Source organism: Affinundibacterium seohonense, from assembly GCF_014284305.1.
Taxonomy (GTDB): Bacteria; Pseudomonadota; Gammaproteobacteria; order Burkholderiales; family Burkholderiaceae_D; genus Undibacterium; species Undibacterium seohonense.
The window spans coordinates 180379-198281 of the sequence record NZ_JACOFW010000007.1 but is presented as its reverse complement, the minus strand read 5'-3'; the positions used below and the strand labels follow the sequence as shown (position 1 = coordinate 198281).

The following is a 17903-nucleotide window of genomic DNA, read 5'->3' as shown; positions in this document are numbered from 1 at the left end:
CCTTAAAAATCAGCGTGCAATGGTTTTTTCGACCGGGCGTTCAAGCAGTTTCACCATCAAGCCGTCAGACAATCGTTCCATGCCGTCAATTGCGATGCGTTGACCTTTTTTCAAACCCGACACCACACGATAATTACCCTGAGATAGCTCTCCAACTTCAACTGGAGTAAGTTGTGCCAAGTTCTGGGAATCAATCGTCCAGACATGTGCTTTACCACCCAAGCGAACCACCGACTGTTGTGGCACTGTCAAAGCATCGCCATAACTCGCCAGCGGAACCCGAACTTGTACGAACATTCCAGGTAGCAGTTGTCGCTTTGGATTTTCGACCTGCACGCGCAATAGCACATCACCCGTACCTGAATCGACATTTATGCCTGTAAATAAGATCTGACCAGGGCTCTCGTACATATCCCCATTGCTAAGTAAGATTTTGACTGGCAAGCTATTTCCGATGTCAGCACTTCCTTGACTAAGCGCCTTTTGCAGAGTATCGAGCGATGCCGCCGGTCTGCGCACATCGACATACACTTTGTCGATTTGTTGAATTCGCGCCATCGGACCGCTATCGGTACTAGCAACAAGTGCACCTTCGGTGACCAGCGCTTGATCAATGCGCCCCGAAATCGGTGCTTCTATTTTCGCGAACTTCAAGTCAAGTTGCCGACGAGCGAGTGTCGCGTTGGCCTGAGCCACATCAGCGGACGCTTGTTCTCGTTGAGACACAGCGTCGTCGTAGACTTGACGACTGACGGCTTCAATCTCGACCAGCGGCGCCAAGCGCTGCGCTTGTAACTTTGCGCGTGCAAGTGCAGCCTCCGCTCCTCGCAGAGAGGCAGCGGCGATGTCTCTCTCAGCGATAAACGTTGCCGGATGAATCTGAAAAAGCGCCTGTCCTGCCCGAACCTCTCGGCCTTGCTCAAATAAGCGTTGTTGTACGATGCCGCTCACTTGGGGGCGAATTTCCGCAACTCGCAAAGGTGCCACCCGACCGGGGAGATCCTCAGTTATGATTAAGGGGGACGATTCCACCAAGACAGCGACCACCTGTGGCGTAGGAGATTTTTCCAACGACTGCTCTTGCTCACAACCTGCTAGTATTATGGCAAATGTTAATACGCGAAAACGCAAAAAAAAACGAACCATCTTCATGCAAAAATCTCTTCAAAAATTGAGGATAACCCGCTCATTATGCGTTGACTTAGTGGCGTTTTCGAGGAGAGAATGTGGAGATTTGATGGAGACTATTCAGCAATGTTAGAACCGCGAACAACAACCTCCATTGCTAAGGAGCTTATTCTAATTGCAGAAGATGAGGCTGAAATCTCCGAAATCCTCACTGCATATTTATCTCGCAGCGGTCTACGTTGTTTACATGCCAAAGATGGCTGTGAAGCACTGGATTTGCACCTGTCCCACAAACCAGATCTTGTGCTCCTCGATGTCCAAATGCCCAAACTAGATGGCTGGCGCGTACTTTCCGAAATTCGCCGTCGCGGCAATACTCCGGTCATTATGCTTACAGCCATGGATCAAGACATCGACAAACTGATGGGCTTACGCATAGGCGCAGATGATTATGTGGTCAAACCATTCAATCCAGCCGAAGTCGTTGCACGAATTCAGGCCGTGCTACGCCGAACATCCGCGCAGTGCGTCTCCGACAACCAACGAATTATGCGAGTAACTCCGTTCGAAATTGATCAGGAAGGCCATAAAGTAACGGTAAACGCGAACGGAGAAATGCAGCCTCTCGAACTCACATTAACTGAATTCAAACTACTCATACAACTTGCACGGGCACCTAAGCGTGTCTTTAATCGTACAGAACTATTAGCTAATTGTTTACCTGAAAGTGATGCTTTAGAACGTACTGTCGATAGCCACATAAGCAAGTTGCGCAAGAAACTAGAACTGTTGGGTATCACGGGTATCCCAAGTGGCGTCCGTGGCGTTGGCTATCGTCTATGGGATCAAGCATGAAATTAGTCGGGTTAAGCCGCCAGATCGCACACACCATGGCGGTGATGGCCTTAGGCATCACATCTCTCGTAGTGATCGCAGCCTATGTCTTCTACTACGTATGGGAAACCTATTGGCCTGAGCAAATTCCGGCAATTGGACTTATTCCAACCGGTCCAGAATGGCTATTGATTTTGTGCTCCGCGACCATCGGATTGACGATAGCGATCATTGTGGCAATTAATCTTTCACGCCGTATTTTAGTTCCTTTGAACTCTGTGACAGATAGCATTAGAAAGCTGGCGCAGGGTGATTTATCGGCACGAGCAGTTGCGAATGACCATTCACTCGGCGAGGCAACGCAGTTAGCGGAAGATTTCAACTTACTTGCCAGCAAATTGCAACGCATGACTGAAGAACAGGCATTCTGGAATGCAGCAATCGCGCACGAACTACGGACCCCAGTTACAATTTTACGTGGACGTTTACAAGGTCTGGCAGAGGGAGTCTTTTTGCCGGATGAAAAACAATTTCAAAGTTTGCTTACTCAGGTTGAGGCACTAAATCGCCTGATTGAAGATTTACGTGTAGTAAGCCTCGCGGAAAACGGACATCTTTCCTTAAGCCGCCAAGAAGTCGATCTAACGGTTGAAATCCGATCACTGGTCGACTTTATGAGCGCGCCACTTGCTGAAGCAGGCCAACATATAGTCTTGGATCTACAAGCAACAATCGTCTACTGCGATCCGGCTCGGGTCCGTCAGGCGCTGTTAGCATTACTCGAGAATGCAAGAGAGCATGCAACGCCAGGCAAGATATTAATTCAAACCTACGTGAAAAATGAGGTATATCGACTATGCGTTATCGATGAGGGACCTGGGATCCCAGATGCCCTCGTTCCTCATGTATTTACAGCCTTCCGACGCGCACCTGACGCCCGCGGCAGTGGAACCGGATTAGGACTAGCGGTGGTTGCGGCAATTGCACGGGCACATGGTGGGCAGTCAAAGTATAGTACGACATCACAAGGTGGTTCCAAAATCGAGATATGTTGGCCGTATCAGATTGCAAAATCTGGAGGAACTCATGCTTGACCAATCTGATTAAAAGGAAAAAGAAGACGCCAGCTCCACACGTCTTGTTCAAACCTACTTGTATGAACAAGCCATACGTCGCTACTACCGCAGCAAAACCCGTCACACAAAACAACTGCCTAAAGTTAGAAGCTTGGTGAGTAATCAACTAGAGTCTATGCAAATCTAAACGAGCCAAATCATCCGATCGTTCTTACTGCGGACTAGCAAACTTCGGATTCTTCAGGAATTTCTCATCCGTCAAAGTGCCCAAAAAATTCACCAAATCAATCTTGTCTTGCTCACTCAAATTGATCCGCGTAATCAAATCACTTTTATAGGGATTTAATCTGCCATCGCCAGCATTTTGTCCGCTGGTAATGTGTCGTCCACCAGCCGCATAAAAGTCCAAAACGTCTTTCAAACTAGCAATAGAGCCATCATGCATATACGGCCCTGTGACCGCTACATTGCGTAAGCTCGGTGCGCGGAAAGCGCCCATGTCTTGTGGCTTTGATGTGAATTCAAATAGGCCACGATTGGGGAAAGGAAATCCGCCTTTGCCGTCAATGTTATACAAACCGGTATTGTGAAATGGCGTTTCCACTGGACTTAATCCAACGAACTTGGGTTGATCGTTAAAATTAAAACTGCCATGGCAGTGAAAACATTCTGCGGTTTCGCCCATGAACAAATTCATGCCACGTATTTCCGATTCGGTGAATGTCACCTGCTTGCGTAAAAACTGGTCGTACTTAGATTCATTCGAAATTAAAGTACGTTGAAAACTAGCAATCGCTGCGATGATGTTGGTGAACGTGACAGGATCGGTCTCTTTAGGGAACGCGGCTTTAAACAAATTAACGACTTTGAGATCATTTTTAAAGCGATTCAACACCTCTGTTTTATTGCTATCGTTGATCCCCATTTCGACAGGATTATCGCCAAACATGGGTACTTCCATCTGCCTTTCAAGTTCGGTCAGTGCTGGATTCGCCCAAGTCAAAGTGGCGTGATAAACCACATTCGCTAGGCCTTGCGAATTGCGAGGATGAACATCGCCAGTTGAACCTATCGCTAGCGGCTTACCATCTGTAAATGCCTTGTCTTGGTGATGGCAAGAGGCACAGGCTTGCGTGCCATTGCCTGACAAACGCTTGTCATAAAATAGTTGACGCCCCAATTCGACTTTTTCATCCGTCAAGGGATTAGAGATCGGAATCACAGGCGCGGGAAAACCATTCAACGCTGGCGTTGTTGGGGTCGCATGTGAATGCGTTGCAGAGGGGCCACCTCCGCCACTACCACCTGCTCCACACGCAGTTACCAGAAAACTGGCAACTGCGATACTACTCAGAGCAGCGATAAATCTTCGGCTACGTTGATTGTTCACGAATCTATGCACTTACTTTTTTCATTAATCTCATTATTTGGTACGAGCGACGAAGATTGATTGAACGCCCGCAGAGGTCGTCGCACCTGTCGCTAGATTGATTTTCATGTTGTCGAAAATCGCTTTGCAATCAGTGTCGGTCGCGCCAGACATACAGCCTGTTGCACCAGCCAAATCGGTGGTCAAATCGCTGCCTGCAAACAAGGCATTTAAATCCAAAGAGATTTTTTGTGTGTTGTAATCAAAGCTCGCCAATTTGACTAACATGCGATTGGAATTCGTACAGCTATAGGCACCCGTGGTTGCATTGGTTGTGCAACCGCCTGAGCCCAAATGGACATTCCATGTACTAGCCTTGTTGGTCGTTGTCGTTGGAGGAGTTGTCGTTGAATTGGTTCGTACCACGTCCACGCCACCGACAGGATTGACTTCTAACTTCATGAACTTGCGGCCGGATGTCCAGCTCCATGCCATTGCTTGCACGTTCATAGGCTTTGCGGCAGCCGCATAGTCTGTGTGATTTAACTCGGTTGGTACACCAATTTCATAAGAAATACCTTTATAGGCGGCACCAGGAACCGTCCCCGTTATTACGGCGTTAGTTGGTAATGTTGTGCCGCCACAAGCAGCGCTTCCGCCATCAATCAGGCTAATCAAGCTGACCTTATCGTTCTGCCAGTCGTTCGCAGTTAAGGTAACTGGAACAGCTTTATCGTTCGCATCAATCAGATTCACATTAGAAATATAGAAGCGCGCATCTTTCAATTCTGCGGTCGTAGCTTTACTTCCAAGACTGGTAATCGCTGTGCCGCATTTCACTGCACTGCCATTTGCCAGCAAATCAAAATTGACGCTAACTTGCATGGTCGCAGGGTAAGTCGGCGCAGTTGGTGCCGCTGGGCTACTGGAGCCTCCACAAGCAGCCAGAGTTAAGCTTGCTGCGATGATCGTCAATGATGTGATCGTTGAAGCATGTGAATGTTTCATTGTATTTCCTAAAAAAATGGGTAAGAAAAGGGGGGTAAGAAACTAAGCAATCGATTAAAAGTGCGATTGAATGCCGACGGTCGCTGCCCATTTAGGGCTTAGTTGTTGACCCATGACATGTTGATAAACGGGGACTTGCACGAATCCATAGGCATGGGTCTGCGGTGTAATTTTGTAGCTCAGCCCTGGACTAATCGACAAGCTGCGCCCGCCTGAATCGGCTGGTTCGGCATAGATGCCGGAATCAGATGCGCGTTGCTGGAAATTCAATTGCAACATGGGCGACAAAGAGCTAGTCCATAGCGTACGTATACCAAGATCGACACCGATTTTACGACCCGGTTTGAAGCCATCCCGTTCTTGCAACGGTGCTTCCAAATTGGCTTGTACAAACCATGTCGTCGCGATATCCGAGAGCACTCTACGGTAGTAAACACTTGCCAACAGATCATTGGTTCCCGTACCAGGCTGCAAACTTCTTTCCGCTTTGGTTCCCGTTAAATTGGCAATATCAAATTTACCGGTAGCGAGTTTGATTCCTACATGTGCCCCGACCACTGCTGCGCCGCCATCCTTGGTATCTTGTAAGCCAGTTTGATAACGGGCGGTGATCCGTGCATCACCGATTTGGCGAAAATTCCAACTAACCGGCTGCCCTGCTTCTGCATGTTGATGACGCCGATCAATAAAAGGAATGGCGGCAGAGACGCCCCAGTTTTCGTTAATGCCATGATCGACATTCAACAACCAACGGCGGCTGTCTGTTTCTTGCTCTGCATTGCGCGCTTCGAATCCCGTCAAATTAACTTTTTTGAAGCCGCGCATTAGCTGATTTTGACGCACGGTTTCAAAACGCAGATCGTAGCGATATCCACGTTCCATCCACGCGCCCTGCACCGCCCAATCGGTATTCACCAAGCAGAAGCTACTACCGCAAGAAGCCTGCGCCTGCTCCGAATAACTCAGCAATTCGAACGCTGAGCAAACCAAAACGGCCACTTTCAATGGCATTAAATGATTGTTGTGTTTCATAATTTTATCGTGAATAAGTAAAGCTTTTTCCACTGCATCGGCCTCAGCGCGTTGTCACGCTCCACCCAAAAAAAGAGCAGAACGTGACTACGCAGAAGCGATCGGATCACGCGGCTAGCGCATGTGTCGCAACTCTGTGTTGGTGAAAATCCAAACCCTTGCTACGAATATTGGTCGGGGTGGTTTTTTCCAGTACGTGCTGCTTACGCAGGCTAGCCAGTACACGGCAGACAGTTTCGGGAGTTGAGTGAACGATCTCAGCGATATTGCCGAGGCTAGGAAGATTGCAGGTTGCCGACACATCAGAGTTAGTCTCAATAACCGACAAAATGCGCAACAATCGTTTGATACGGTCTTCGATAGCGCCTGTTCGCATGCTCACCACTTCGCGACAACGTTGATGTACCTTACTTAAGGATTCAAGCATGAGTGGCATAAGCTGAGGTGTCTCGACGACATTTAAGGGCGCCAAGCACACAGGAACCAGCGCACGAATCAATAAAGATTCGTTCAAACCTGCGACGTGTTCCATTCCCAAAATGTCGCCAGCAATCGCCAAGCGAACGAAGTTCAAACTGCCATCCTCGCCGACACTATCAATTCGCATAGAACCTGACTCGATGCGCCAAAGTAATTGCATATCACGTGAGCTCAACTCTTCACGCGCCTCAAGATGACGCGCACGACGGTGGGTTAAATGATGTTTCATTTCTTATCCTTCGCCTGCTTCCAACATAGAAACAAGCAATGCGTTTTAACAAAACCAGAACAGATTGAGATCAGCTCGCCACAGCGAAGCGAAGCCTGATCAAAATTGATCAAACCTGTTCAAGGAACACAAAGGGAATTAAGAAATGAGGCGTGGGGGCGCGCGGACAGCGGGTGCCATCCAAGCTGTTTGGGTATGAAAGAAGGTCGAAAACGGACTATACGACTGCGCGTGTTCCGCCAGAACAAAGGAATAGACAAATTGCGTAACAGCGAGCCCAAAACTACCTGCGTGCGTCACACAGTAAGAGCAATGCTCAAGATGAATCGAGTTAGGAGCGTCGGCTGGTTTTTCCTTGCTTTGAGCAAGAATACTTCCATCAGCGGCGAGCTTGATCCATACCGAGCCATTGGCAGAACACAATTCTTGCCAAGTCCCCGACTCCGACACTTGCGACTGAGAAGTAAAATTAAGTCGCTTACCCGTCTTCAATTCCACTGCTTGAGAAACCAAAGGCATAAGCGTGTTTAGAAGAATCGCAAAAATGGCGATCCAGCTATACAGACGCTGATTTAGTAGGGTTCGTAGCATGGAAGCAAAAGAGATTTATGAATCAATACAAAGACAGAAAATTCTATCTGCGTGCGAATTTTAACCGATGTCGCTGGTGGCTAATTGATTCAAATCAGTTTTTTAATGGGCAAAATTACATTTAAGTTCTAAATTTATCAAAATCATCAACACGGATGGCGTGGCGATATCACGTCTTCAGTGCGAGAAATTGATGACGCTTTACAACTTCATGGCACTGAAAATTTTGGCGATAAGCTGTTCGATGTAATTATGAATTCTTTCGTGTGAGTTTTGCCTGACTTTTGCGTGTGGATTGCATCTCCAAGGATTTTTACAATCAGCAAATGCAGAATATCGATATGAAGAACGAGATAAGCTAATTGCGTACCACTCGCAGCTTTTATCTGTTTAGTTGAATACTATTCAGCATTCACATCGAAGAACAATCAGACGCAATTCGTGTGTTAAAAGTGTGGAAACAAATTGTTTTTTTATTGGTGTTCGGGTATGTTTGCATTTTATGAAATTGACTCACATCAAATAATACGGAGAACTAATGAGCATTTTATATCTAGTAAAAAAGAATGATGAGTTCGTTTCATTTTGCTCTTGTAAAGAAAGTTTAGTTGGTGATCCTGGCCAGTTGGATTGCCCTTGGTGCGGTTGTGGATGGTTATTTTCTTGCACAAAATGTAGAAAAGCATTTTCTTTTGCGGTCGCTACCGAGATAGACAAAACGTGGGAAGAAATTGCGGTAGAAGATCTTTATGGCTACAGTAAGAAACAGCCAACACATGAAGAAATATCTGAATGGGTTGAAGCTATGAAGGCGATGCAATCCGATATCGAGTTAGGAAAAACTTATGTTTATCTTGACGGTGTTTTTATACCCGCAGACGAAGAAAATTTTTCAATGGAAGGTTGGTACGCTAAGCATGAATTTGAGTACGTACCTCAAGTTGCAGCGCTTAAGAATGCAGAAATTGAAAAACTGGTTTTATCAAATCCAGAGTATTGGCGTAATAATCGAATGTAAAAAGTTGCTGAAGGACCGCACACTTCGTTGCTAGATAGTTTTTAAATCGCTGTTTGCGGTCTTGATGCGCAAAAGTATTCGATAAATTGACCATTTATAGCTTGGCGCTTAGCTCGGTCTTGGATCTCGCAAACAAACCTCGTACTGATACCCTCAATTGAAAAAAAGCATGACCGACCTTGAATCCGTCTTCAAAGAACTCCGAACAATCATGCTTCCCTATGCAGAAAAGCTTGTTTCAATCAAAGACGATGCCACCGAATTGTATGTGGATACAGCGCACATTCAAAAGAACAAGAAGCCGCTGTTCTTCGGCGCGGTTCAGATCAAGAAGGCCTACGTCAGTTTTCACTTAATGCCAGTCTACATAAAGCCAGAACTCTTGGAAGGCTTGTCGCCAGAGCTCAAGGCGCGAATGCAGGGTAAATCTTGTTTCAACTTCGCAGCGTCCGACAAGACACTCTTCAAGGAACTCGCTGCACTCACCAAGGCGGGCTATGCCAGCTATAAGGAACAAGGCTTCGTGTAGGTAGTGAGATCCATAAGCTCAATAAGCTCTCATGGATTGCAATCGGTCGTCGATACGTATAAGCATTTTCGCAAATACACTCTTGAACTGCCGATCAACGTCATGCGTGCTGACTAAACAGCACGCATGATTTTACCTAAGATGACAAATGAGAGATGTCTCAAGTACCATGCCTGCTTGATTGCGGACGCAGCGCGCTTGCTGCACCAAATGTCGCCAAAGCCAAAGCGACACAGGCGCCACTCGGTGCATCAAAATACCAAGATGCACTCAGACCTAAACCGGCTGCCACAATCGTCACGGCTATCGCTAAGCTCAAAGATAAGCCGCGGTGCACCCACAAGGCTGGGCTGATCAAACTGGCGAACACCACAAACAAACCAAGAATTGGAACTGCCATACTGGCGATCACGGCAAAGAGTGGATAAAAAATCAGATCCTTCTTTAACGATGACTGCGCCAATAACAAAACCAAACCAAGAACGACTGCACAAGCCGCTAATGAAGCGACTTGTGGCCAGCTTGCCCACAGCATATCGGCAGCTAATAACTCCGCCATTCTTTCGCGACCATGAGCATCGATACGCGCCCCCAATAAAGACAAACTCGCACCCGCGACATACACTAAGCCAATCAAAGCCTCACGCTGTGCAGGCCAGCGCTTTGCCATACCCGCCACCAAACCTGCACACAAGAGAGCACCCAAAGCCGCGAAAATTTGCGTGGTCACGGCATTGGAATCATGCAACAAGACAGACACCCAAAGTGCCGCTGCGGCGGCAGCTTGTGCCAGTGCCAGATCAATGAAGACCACACCACGCGACAAGACTTGCACACCCAGCGGTGCTAATGCCATGACCCCAAACGCTAGCGCTAGGATAGGCACTAAAAACCACCACTCCATCATTTGGCTCTCACCCTCACCAAGCTCGTGACTAGTTGCTCATACCAGGTCACTAAGGCGTCGGCTGCTAAAGGGTTTTCTGTCGTAGCAGGTAAGACCAATAAAGGCGCTTGAATACCCGCTTGGCTAGTTAACCACTTAGCAGCGCGCGGGTCTTGGTAAGCTGCCACGACCACCGCTTCAACAGGCGTCGTTTGTAGCAAACTCAATTGACGCTGCAGATGCGCTGGTGTTGGTGCCATCCCTGGTTTCGGTTCCAAATCACTGATTTGCTCGATACCAAGCCAGCGCCATAAGTAGGCAAAGGTCGTGTGTTGCGATGCTACCCGCATTCCCTTGAGCGAGGCAGCACGCTTCTCCCATTGCTGGACTTGCTGTGACCACATTTGGCTAAATGCTTGTGTACGCTGATTGATGGCAGAAGCTTCTTGTGGAAACAAACCAGCAAAGCGTTTGGACAAAGCATGTGCCACTTTCAAAAAGCGATGCGGGTCAGTATGAAAATGTGGATTTCCCTCGGCGTGGACGTCACCGGAGAATGGTGTTCCGACCACACCAGGACGAGGATCAATCATCTCGATCTGTTCCGACGCGAAAAACATGCCTTGAGCACCATTCTGTACTTTTGAGTTACCAGCCCGTTGTTGCAGCATCGGCAGCCAAGCAGATTCCAATTCGCCACCAGTGCAGACCGCGACATCTGCGCTACGCAGTTGCGCGATCAAGGCTGGTCTTGCCTCGATGTGATGTGGATCTTGCTTGGCATGGGTCGCCACGTGAATCTTGGCATTCGGCAAAAGCACGCGCGTTAATGCTGCCCATTCCGGTTCGCAAGCGAATACTGTTATCGTCTGTGCCCCAGCGTTGGCAACGAAAGCGCCGCTGACCAAGACGACTTGTAACGTGGTTTTGAGTTTAGAAAGTATGTGCACCGTGCGCTCCAAAACTAAATATCGTTTGTAGTTGTACTGACCGTTTGGTGACGTTTTCCATGCCATAGGCATCACGCTGCTGCGCCACCTGCAAACGCACGACTTGGCGATGGCTTTGTTTCCACGCCAAAGTCACGCTGTCTTCTTTTAGTCGACCAGGATGAAAGTGATCACCGTGCGGAGTGCTGACTTTTAGCCTATCCATACGACCACCTATTTCCCACGATGGATCAAAACGCCACACCAGGCTAATCGAGCTTGCATAGTGCTTATCGGATGGTGTCGCAAATCGATTCAATTGTGAGACGCGCGCAAATTCAGCATTGAATTTAATCTGCTCACGTTGATTGTTTCCATCCGGCGACCACTTCCAGGTCAAGTCCGCCATCCACATTTTTTTACCTTGGAACAGCGCACCGTGAGCATGGTTATGTTCTTCTCCATGCCCTTCGTGTTCGTGATGATCGTGCTCGTCCTCAAGCAGCGCTTCACGTTTGTTATGAACGCGCGACAAGCCAACTTGCCAGCTATGCGATAGACCGACATCGCCGCCCAATTTGGCAGTCAAAGTGCCTATCCCGAACTGCGGGCTGGGCATCGCTTCCTGCACCAATTGTTTGCCACGAAACACTTCAGCACCAAAACTCAAATACAGTGCCGTCGGTGCCGTCCAATTCAAACGCAAACCATCATCAAACCAATGTCCACCCAGAAAGGCGCGATACAACAAGGGGCGTTCAGAGAAATCATCGGCATGCGGGTGCTGCTCATTTTGATACCCGATTTGCGAACCGAAACGACCGACACGTGCCTGCAAACCGAAAGGCAAGGCACGCGTTTGCAACCAAGCTTCCTCTAATTCGGTTTCAATTTTTTTCTCGTGACTATGGGTCGCAACACCGAATTGGGCGCTGAAATAATCACCTAATGGTCCTTGCGCCATCACGTCACTATGACCCAGAGCCAAGCCTGATTGACGTTGGCCCAAGCCCAATTCTTTGGAAGTGTAGGCGACATCAAGTACCGCACCGAGTTTCCAATCCTTCATTTGTGCCATCACTGGCGCGCTCAGCATCAGGCCGGCGCAGATAAACATTTTTTTCATCGACTAATCCCCACCCATAATGCCGTTGCTGGAACAAAACTCAGATCGCGGCGAGCCGATACGCTGGCAGTCGCTGTATTGAAGTGAACCAGTTGACGCGCAACCGGATCGGTAAAGTAGATTTCGTCCTTCGCCCCATTCGCACTAATTGCAGGCCAAGGCGCGGCTGTTGGCATGCTAGGAATCAAACCAACAATGCGCGATACATTGCTCCAAGTCGTGCCTTGGCGCTGCAGAATACTGAGATTCCCTTTGTTATCCAAAATGTAGAAACGATTGCCGCTGCGGTCAAAGCCGGAAGCGCGCTGTACCGTACCGTTTTCCCAACCGGTGACCGTGATTGCTGTTGCGCTCGCATTAGTCCCAGCGATGGCGTAGAAACGCGTTGTCACTGGCGCTGGCGCAGCACCTTCTGATCCGATGGCGATGAATTGTTCCGGTGCTTTGACATGTCCCATCAAAGTGCCGATGCGAATCGGCGTCAGAATTTTCTTATCACTAACGGTGTTAGGACCTGTATGTTCGATGAGCATCACGCCATCCATACAACCCACTGCAGTGAATTTACCCGCTGTAAAACTGCCGTGCATGCCATTGCAGCGCGTTGCCAGTTGGCGATCTAAAGTGTAAGTATTGCCATTGCGTTGATAGAGTTGCACATGGGTCGGCAGAGTGTCACTCGCATCGGCAGCACGACTTACGCTAAGAATTTTATTGTCGATAGGCTCAGCAAAACCGTGGATAGAGAAATTCAAATCAAAACCTGCTGCAACCGCACCGCTAGCGATCGACGCATCGGTAATCAATCGAACGCTGGAATTTTTAATTGGAGTAACGGCGCTATCGCCATCAAAAAATATCGCAGCTTGCTTGCCAACTTGAACGTCATAATGGGTTGGACGAGAACCAGCTAATTTCCAAGTCATCAGCTTTGATCCCTGCTTGTAATCATGTAAGTGATTCACATGATCTTCTTGCCATATGCCACCATCAACAAACTGCACCAGATCTTGCGCGCGCTGTGTTGCAACGACATAGCGACCGTTCGGGCTGGCGTACAAACCAGCGCCAGCATTGTCTAATTGATGCGTGGCTTCGGTAACGTGACTATCCAAGTCGCGCAAGATAAGATTTTTACTATCTTTTTCAGCGATCGCGAGGCGGCCTGCGGTATCGATGGTGACAGTCGTGTCATCCTTCTTTTCTGTCGTTGCAGTATCACTACCACCGCACGCCGCCAACAGACTTGCCAAGCTCAATGCCAGCAGTGTTTTTACCGGTTGGTACTTATTTTTCTGTTTCATGAATCACTTTCCTTTTGTCTTTATTTCAATAGTAGGTAAAACGAATTTGCTTGGAATACTTTGTGTTGAGCATGGTGCTTGACTATGCTTTCAACGATTACTCAAACTTTTTATTCTTATAAATAAACCGTAGAAAACAGATGAAGTCGTCACATTTCAAGATATTGATCGAATATGGCGATTGTTAAGAAACCAAAAAAGCCACTAAAACCCTCAAAAAAACATCTTTATTGCTAGACTAATTTATAGCACCAACTTGCAACAGGGTTGCATAATAGGGTAAAAAATTTGTTTGTGCAACAGAGTTGCATTTAAATTTGCGTTCAACTAGAATTCTGCAATTGCAACTGTGTTGCAATTATTTTCTTTTAATTTTCGGAAAACGGCGACCACAAAAAGGCTGTTTTTCTCGCCCGATCAAGCGATCGGCAGGCAAATTTAAACGCAAGGAATTCAGGTTGAAGATCATGATTAAACTCGGCGACTATCTTGGGGTATTTGCATCGGCACTTTGCCTGCTGCATTGCGCGCTGACGCCCGTCGCTTTATTGATACCCTTCTTGACGCAAATTCCGCATCACGATGACTTCCATTATTGGATGATCGCCGTGGTTGCCTTACCGATTATTTTTTCTTTAATCCCTGGCTTCGCGCAGCATCGCAAAGCCATCGTATTGCTATTCGGTTTAACTGGTTTTGTCTGTTTTCTGGCATCAATTTTTTGGGTTGGACCACGTTATGGCGAAATTGCGGAACTCATTCTGGCTAGCATAGGTGGCGTCAATTTGATCATTGCGCACATCAAAAACCGTGGCTACTGCAAGGCATGTGCATTGGCACCTGGAATGACGCGTGCAGCTGCGACTTCAAGTACAGCAACTTCACTTAACAATTGATTGATTTCAATTCGACGACATCTTTTACAACTGATCACTTTTCCTACCAATGAGCACACACATGACTCCCCCCTTACTTCCTGTTACGGTCTTATCTGGTTTCTTGGGCGCTGGTAAGACGACCCTACTCAATCATATTTTGAACAACCGCGAAGGTCGCCGTGTGGCAGTGATCGTCAACGATATGTCAGAAGTGAATATCGATGCCGATCTGGTGCGTGAAGGTGGTGCTCAACTATCTCGTGCTGAAGAAAAATTGGTTGAAATGAGCAATGGTTGTATTTGCTGTACCTTGCGCGAAGACCTGCTTGTTGAGATTCAACGACTAGCAAAAGAAGGTCGCTTTGATTATTTATTGATTGAATCAACCGGCATATCTGAGCCTATGCCTGTTGCAGAGACTTTTACATTCCGCGATGATGAAGGCCGCAGTCTTTCCGACATCGCATGTCTCGATACCATGGTCACGGTGGTCGATGCGTTTAACTTCTTACGCGATTACAAATCGACGGATTCACTGCAGGAACGTGGCGAATCCATGGGGGAAGAAGACGAACGAAAAGTCGTCGATCTCCTGATTGAACAAGTCGAATTCTGTGACGTCATCGTTCTTAATAAAGCCGACTTAGTTAGCCAAGATGAGTTCGAACGACTACACGGCATTTTGCGTAGCTTGAACCCACGTGCTGACATTGTTCCCGCTAGTTTTTCCTCCGTGGATTTGGATCGCATTTTGAATACCGGTCGCTTCAATTTTGAACAAGCCTCAGCTGCGCCAGGCTGGTTAAAGGAAATGCGCGGTGAACATGTTCCTGAGACCGAGGAATATGGCATCAGCAGCTTTGCTTATCGCGCACGACGCCCTTTTCATCCGCAACGTTTTTGGCAGCAAATTCATTATGGCATGCAAGGCGTGATTCGCTCTAAAGGCTACTTTTGGCTAGCAAGCAGAATGGAATTAGCAGGCGAATGGTCGCAAGCAGGCAGCATTTGCCGCCATCATCCCGCTGGACTTTGGTGGTCTGCGGTGGATCGCTCCGAATGGCCGCAAGACCAAGATTATCTTGATCGTATCTTGAATAAATGTATTACGCCTTATGGCGATAGACGACAAGAATTAGTGTTCATCGGTATGGGGCTTGATCAAGAAGCGCTGTCGTCGCAATTAGATCTGTGCTTACTAACCAACGCTGAAATGGCGCTCGGCGAATCTGGTTGGAAAAACCTGCCTGATCCGTTTCCAAGTTGGATTGATGAAGAATCTCAAGACGCAAGCGAGGACTTCGAACAAGAGATAAAAGTGCAACAAGTCGAGAAGGAAATCAGCAATGCTTAATTTTGTCGAACTCAATAGCACCTCCCAACCCATTACGGGACACGCGCTCAATCCTATCTTTGACGATAAGGGCCTAATTCCTTGCGTCGCTCAAGATGCGAAAACCAAACAGGTTCTGCTTTTTGAGTGGATGGATAGACGGGCTTTTGAACGCACGATTAGTACTGGTGTTGCTCATTATTTTGTACAGCATCGCAAAGGAGTGTGGCGTCGCTATCCGCGCCCGGTTGGACGATATCCAGTACGCGAAATGCTACTCAATGAGGAGCAAAACTGCCTACTTTTAGTCGTTGATGTGCCAAAAGAAGATAGCCCCACCCATGTCAGCTCTTCTTGCTTTCATCGAGAATTCGACTGGCAGGATTAAAGATGCAATTTCAACTGTCTCAGAGTTTTATATTTGAAGCAGCACATAGCCTGCAAAGGAAATTCGACCAAGCCAGTAGCGCCAGAATTCACGGTCACAGCTATCGTGCCACGGTTTGGTTATCAGGAGAACCAGACACAAAGACCGGCATGGTGACAGATCTCGACTTGATCAGACAAGCAATTGCCAACGTCCGTGACGAGCTCGATCACCGCTTACTCGATGAAGTGCAAGACCTAGGTCCGGCCACCTTAGAAAATTTGTGCACCTATATATGGCAACGACTTTCACCCGCCCTACCCCAACTTTGTCGTATCAAAGTGGCTCGCGGCCTGACTGGTGATGCTTGCGAATTGATCAAATAAACAAAGCACACAAATAAAAACCTAAGACAACGACAAGTGACTTTCCAATGACTATGAAAAAAATCCTCTTTGCGCTGATTGTTGGCATCCTCGCCTTAAGCCACGCGCCAAGTTTTGCACAACAAAAGAGTTCCTTGCACGCCCACGTGCACGGACAAGCGCAGTTGCAACTAGCGATCGATGAATCGCAAGCAGTGTTGAGCTTTTCCAGTCCACTCGATAATTTCTTGGGCTTTGAGCGTGCGCCTAAGGATGAAGCCGAACAAGAAAAAGTAAAGCAACTGCTCCTGCAATTACAAAATCCGCTTCTATGGATTGAATTAAGCCCAGCAGCGCAATGTCAAGCCGGGCAGATCAAACTCGACTCTCCTGTAATCACCGGTAAGCAAAAGACAAACGACGAGAAAAAGCATGGTGATTTGCGTTTTGACTTGGAACTGCAATGCAAAAACCCACAGCACTTGCGCAGCCTAAAAGCCAAGCTATTGCAGCAGTACAAAGGCATACATCGTCTCAAAGTAGAAGTCGTACACGCAGGAGGACAGCATGCCAAAACCTTACAGGCAGACGAAATCAACATGACTTGGTAAGGCCAAAGACTTTGTTCAAAACAAAAAAAGATAGCTTTCGGACTATGCCATGTATGCCATAAATAAAAACAACAACAATACGGACGCCCCTTTATTGCAAATGCAGGATGTGCAATTTGCGTGGAAAAACACCGATCCCAACTCCACATCAGCACAAATGCATATCGCTGCTTTCAGCATGAAGGCGGGCGAGCGAGTATTCATACACGGGCCTAGCGGTTGTGGCAAAAGTACCTTGCTGAGTCTATGCTCAGGTATCAATGAACCGACTAAGGGCCATATCCAACTATTAGGGCAAGATCTCAAGCAACTGAAAGCATCGCAACGCGATCAGTTTCGGGTTGACCATCTCGGCATCATTTTTCAACAATTTAATCTCATCCCTTATCTCGATTTGATTAGCAATGTCATGCTGCCTTGCCAGTTCTCCACACGACGCTTAAAAGCGGCCTGTGCCAGCACGGGGAGTGATCAAGTCAAACCATCGATTGCACAGCAGGCTGCCAAACAGTTATTGACGCAACTCGGCATCGCCGAAACCAACTGGAACAAGCCTGCTGCGAATCTCAGCATAGGCCAACAGCAACGTGTCGCCGCAGCACGTGCCTTAATCGGTAGCCCGCAACTCATCATTGCCGATGAGCCGACCTCTGCGCTCGACGAAATGCATCAACAAAGTTTTATGGAACGCCTGATCTCTCAATGCGAAACCTCGATGGCTGGCTTGATTTTTGTCAGTCATGATCAACGCTTAGCTCGACATTTTGACCGCCAAGTCGATTGCCAACAATGGCAGGTAAGAACATGAAA

General features: G+C 47.7%; 20 protein-coding genes. 10 read left to right on the top strand and 10 right to left on the bottom strand.

Going from position 1 to position 17903, the window contains the following annotated elements; all coding sequences use genetic code 11:
• Positions 1-9: 9 nt before the first annotated feature.
• Complete coding sequence (locus H8K52_RS08920; RefSeq protein ID WP_186922545.1) at positions 10-1152, bottom strand: efflux RND transporter periplasmic adaptor subunit; 1143 nt, start codon at positions 1150-1152, stop codon at positions 10-12.
• A gap of 102 nt (positions 1153-1254) precedes the next feature.
• Between H8K52_RS08920 and H8K52_RS08915 the strand changes: the two genes are divergently transcribed.
• Both H8K52_RS08915 and H8K52_RS08910 read left to right on the top strand, forming a co-directional pair.
• Positions 1255-1983, top strand: coding sequence for a response regulator (locus H8K52_RS08915; RefSeq protein ID WP_186922544.1), 729 nt, complete (start codon positions 1255-1257; stop codon positions 1981-1983).
• The gene (locus H8K52_RS08910; protein ID WP_186922543.1) at positions 1980-3056 is read left to right on the top strand and encodes an ATP-binding protein; all 1077 of its coding nucleotides are present in this window, start codon (positions 1980-1982) and stop codon (positions 3054-3056) included. Before H8K52_RS08915 ends, H8K52_RS08910 begins: the two co-directional genes overlap by 4 nt.
• Before the next feature lie 193 nt (positions 3057-3249).
• On the opposite strand, the gene H8K52_RS08905 is transcribed toward H8K52_RS08910, so the two are convergent.
• The 5 genes from H8K52_RS08905 to H8K52_RS08885 all read right to left on the bottom strand — a co-directional run bounded on the left by H8K52_RS08905 (position 3250) and on the right by H8K52_RS08885 (position 7747).
• The gene (locus H8K52_RS08905) at positions 3250-4428 is read right to left on the bottom strand and encodes an MbnH family di-heme enzyme (protein ID WP_343044162.1); all 1179 of its coding nucleotides are present in this window, start codon (positions 4426-4428) and stop codon (positions 3250-3252) included.
• A 33-nt stretch (positions 4429-4461) separates the two neighbouring features.
• Positions 4462-5415, bottom strand: a complete 954-nt coding sequence (locus tag H8K52_RS08900; RefSeq protein ID WP_186922542.1) for an MbnP family copper-binding protein — start codon at positions 5413-5415, stop codon at positions 4462-4464.
• Between the two features lie 54 nt (positions 5416-5469).
• Positions 5470-6447, bottom strand: coding sequence for a hypothetical protein (locus H8K52_RS08895; RefSeq protein ID WP_186922541.1), 978 nt, complete (start codon positions 6445-6447; stop codon positions 5470-5472).
• Between the two features lie 106 nt (positions 6448-6553).
• Positions 6554-7156, bottom strand: coding sequence for a Crp/Fnr family transcriptional regulator (locus H8K52_RS08890; protein ID WP_186922540.1), 603 nt, complete (start codon positions 7154-7156; stop codon positions 6554-6556).
• Positions 7157-7294: 138 nt separating this feature from the next.
• Positions 7295-7747 (bottom strand): DUF2946 domain-containing protein, encoded by a 453-nt coding sequence (locus H8K52_RS08885; RefSeq protein ID WP_186922539.1) that lies wholly within the window; start codon positions 7745-7747, stop codon positions 7295-7297.
• 538 nt (positions 7748-8285) lie between these two features.
• Between H8K52_RS08885 and H8K52_RS08880 the strand changes: the two genes are divergently transcribed.
• Positions 8286-8765 (top strand): hypothetical protein, encoded by a 480-nt coding sequence (locus H8K52_RS08880; RefSeq protein ID WP_186922538.1) that lies wholly within the window; start codon positions 8286-8288, stop codon positions 8763-8765.
• A gap of 169 nt (positions 8766-8934) precedes the next feature.
• Positions 8935-9294 (top strand): hypothetical protein, encoded by a 360-nt coding sequence (locus tag H8K52_RS08875; protein ID WP_186922537.1) that lies wholly within the window; start codon positions 8935-8937, stop codon positions 9292-9294.
• 160 nt (positions 9295-9454) lie between these two features.
• Here the strand turns inward: H8K52_RS08875 and H8K52_RS08870 are convergent, their stop codons facing one another.
• Genes H8K52_RS08870 through H8K52_RS08855 form a run of 4 tightly spaced genes read right to left on the bottom strand, consistent with a single transcriptional unit; the run spans position 9455 to position 13539 of the window.
• Positions 9455-10201, bottom strand: a complete 747-nt coding sequence (locus H8K52_RS08870; RefSeq protein ID WP_186922536.1) for an ABC transporter permease family protein — start codon at positions 10199-10201, stop codon at positions 9455-9457.
• Positions 10198-11130, bottom strand: a complete 933-nt coding sequence (locus H8K52_RS08865) for a metal ABC transporter solute-binding protein, Zn/Mn family (RefSeq protein ID WP_343044158.1) — start codon at positions 11128-11130, stop codon at positions 10198-10200. The genes H8K52_RS08870 and H8K52_RS08865 overlap by 4 nt, the downstream gene beginning before the upstream one ends.
• Positions 11114-12235, bottom strand: coding sequence for a hypothetical protein (locus H8K52_RS08860; protein ID WP_186922534.1), 1122 nt, complete (start codon positions 12233-12235; stop codon positions 11114-11116). The genes H8K52_RS08865 and H8K52_RS08860 overlap by 17 nt, the downstream gene beginning before the upstream one ends.
• Positions 12232-13539, bottom strand: coding sequence for a hypothetical protein (locus tag H8K52_RS08855; RefSeq protein WP_186922533.1), 1308 nt, complete (start codon positions 13537-13539; stop codon positions 12232-12234). Before H8K52_RS08855 ends, H8K52_RS08860 begins: the two co-directional genes overlap by 4 nt.
• A 467-nt stretch (positions 13540-14006) precedes the next feature.
• Here H8K52_RS08855 and H8K52_RS08850 point away from each other — a divergent pair, with 467 nt between their 5' ends.
• The 6 genes from H8K52_RS08850 (at position 14007) to H8K52_RS08825 (ending at position 17901) form a co-directional block, all read left to right on the top strand.
• Positions 14007-14435, top strand: a complete 429-nt coding sequence (locus H8K52_RS08850) for a MerC domain-containing protein (RefSeq protein ID WP_186922532.1) — start codon at positions 14007-14009, stop codon at positions 14433-14435.
• A gap of 61 nt (positions 14436-14496) precedes the next feature.
• Positions 14497-15771, top strand: a complete 1275-nt coding sequence (gene zigA, locus H8K52_RS08845) for a zinc metallochaperone GTPase ZigA (RefSeq protein WP_246464385.1) — start codon at positions 14497-14499, stop codon at positions 15769-15771.
• A complete protein-coding gene (locus H8K52_RS08840; protein ID WP_186922530.1) occupies positions 15764-16138 on the top strand; it encodes a phosphoribosyl-AMP cyclohydrolase in 375 nt (124 codons plus the stop codon). Before zigA ends, H8K52_RS08840 begins: the two co-directional genes overlap by 8 nt.
• Before the next feature lie 2 nt (positions 16139-16140).
• A complete protein-coding gene (locus H8K52_RS08835; protein ID WP_186922529.1) occupies positions 16141-16503 on the top strand; it encodes a 6-pyruvoyl trahydropterin synthase family protein in 363 nt (120 codons plus the stop codon).
• Positions 16504-16556: 53 nt separating this feature from the next.
• The gene (locus H8K52_RS08830; protein WP_186922528.1) at positions 16557-17093 is read left to right on the top strand and encodes a ZrgA family zinc uptake protein; all 537 of its coding nucleotides are present in this window, start codon (positions 16557-16559) and stop codon (positions 17091-17093) included.
• A 49-nt stretch (positions 17094-17142) separates the two neighbouring features.
• Positions 17143-17901, top strand: a complete 759-nt coding sequence (locus tag H8K52_RS08825) for an ABC transporter ATP-binding protein (protein ID WP_186922527.1) — start codon at positions 17143-17145, stop codon at positions 17899-17901.
• The last annotated feature ends 2 nt before the right edge of the window (positions 17902-17903 follow it).

Excerpts from the sequence above, each read along its gene's own strand:
- H8K52_RS08920 (WP_186922545.1), bottom strand. The coding sequence starts at position 1,152 with ATGAAGATGGTTCGTTTTTTTTTGCGTTTTCGCGTATTAACATTTGCC.
- H8K52_RS08915 (WP_186922544.1), top strand. The coding sequence starts at position 1,255 with ATGTTAGAACCGCGAACAACAACCTCCATTGCTAAGGAGCTTATTCTA.
- H8K52_RS08910 (WP_186922543.1), top strand. The coding sequence starts at position 1,980 with ATGAAATTAGTCGGGTTAAGCCGCCAGATCGCACACACCATGGCGGTG.
- H8K52_RS08900 (WP_186922542.1), bottom strand. The coding sequence starts at position 5,415 with ATGAAACATTCACATGCTTCAACGATCACATCATTGACGATCATCGCA.
- H8K52_RS08895 (WP_186922541.1), bottom strand. The coding sequence starts at position 6,447 with ATGAAACACAACAATCATTTAATGCCATTGAAAGTGGCCGTTTTGGTT.
- H8K52_RS08890 (WP_186922540.1), bottom strand. The coding sequence starts at position 7,156 with ATGAAACATCATTTAACCCACCGTCGTGCGCGTCATCTTGAGGCGCGT.
- H8K52_RS08885 (WP_186922539.1), bottom strand. The coding sequence starts at position 7,747 with ATGCTACGAACCCTACTAAATCAGCGTCTGTATAGCTGGATCGCCATT.
- H8K52_RS08880 (WP_186922538.1), top strand. The coding sequence starts at position 8,286 with ATGAGCATTTTATATCTAGTAAAAAAGAATGATGAGTTCGTTTCATTT.
- H8K52_RS08875 (WP_186922537.1), top strand. The coding sequence starts at position 8,935 with ATGACCGACCTTGAATCCGTCTTCAAAGAACTCCGAACAATCATGCTT.
- H8K52_RS08870 (WP_186922536.1), bottom strand. The coding sequence starts at position 10,201 with ATGATGGAGTGGTGGTTTTTAGTGCCTATCCTAGCGCTAGCGTTTGGG.
- H8K52_RS08860 (WP_186922534.1), bottom strand. The coding sequence starts at position 12,235 with ATGAAAAAAATGTTTATCTGCGCCGGCCTGATGCTGAGCGCGCCAGTG.
- H8K52_RS08855 (WP_186922533.1), bottom strand. The coding sequence starts at position 13,539 with ATGAAACAGAAAAATAAGTACCAACCGGTAAAAACACTGCTGGCATTG.
- H8K52_RS08850 (WP_186922532.1), top strand. The coding sequence starts at position 14,007 with ATGATTAAACTCGGCGACTATCTTGGGGTATTTGCATCGGCACTTTGC.
- zigA (WP_246464385.1), top strand. The coding sequence starts at position 14,497 with ATGACTCCCCCCTTACTTCCTGTTACGGTCTTATCTGGTTTCTTGGGC.
- H8K52_RS08840 (WP_186922530.1), top strand. The coding sequence starts at position 15,764 with ATGCTTAATTTTGTCGAACTCAATAGCACCTCCCAACCCATTACGGGA.
- H8K52_RS08835 (WP_186922529.1), top strand. The coding sequence starts at position 16,141 with ATGCAATTTCAACTGTCTCAGAGTTTTATATTTGAAGCAGCACATAGC.
- H8K52_RS08830 (WP_186922528.1), top strand. The coding sequence starts at position 16,557 with ATGAAAAAAATCCTCTTTGCGCTGATTGTTGGCATCCTCGCCTTAAGC.
- H8K52_RS08825 (WP_186922527.1), top strand. The coding sequence starts at position 17,143 with ATGTATGCCATAAATAAAAACAACAACAATACGGACGCCCCTTTATTG.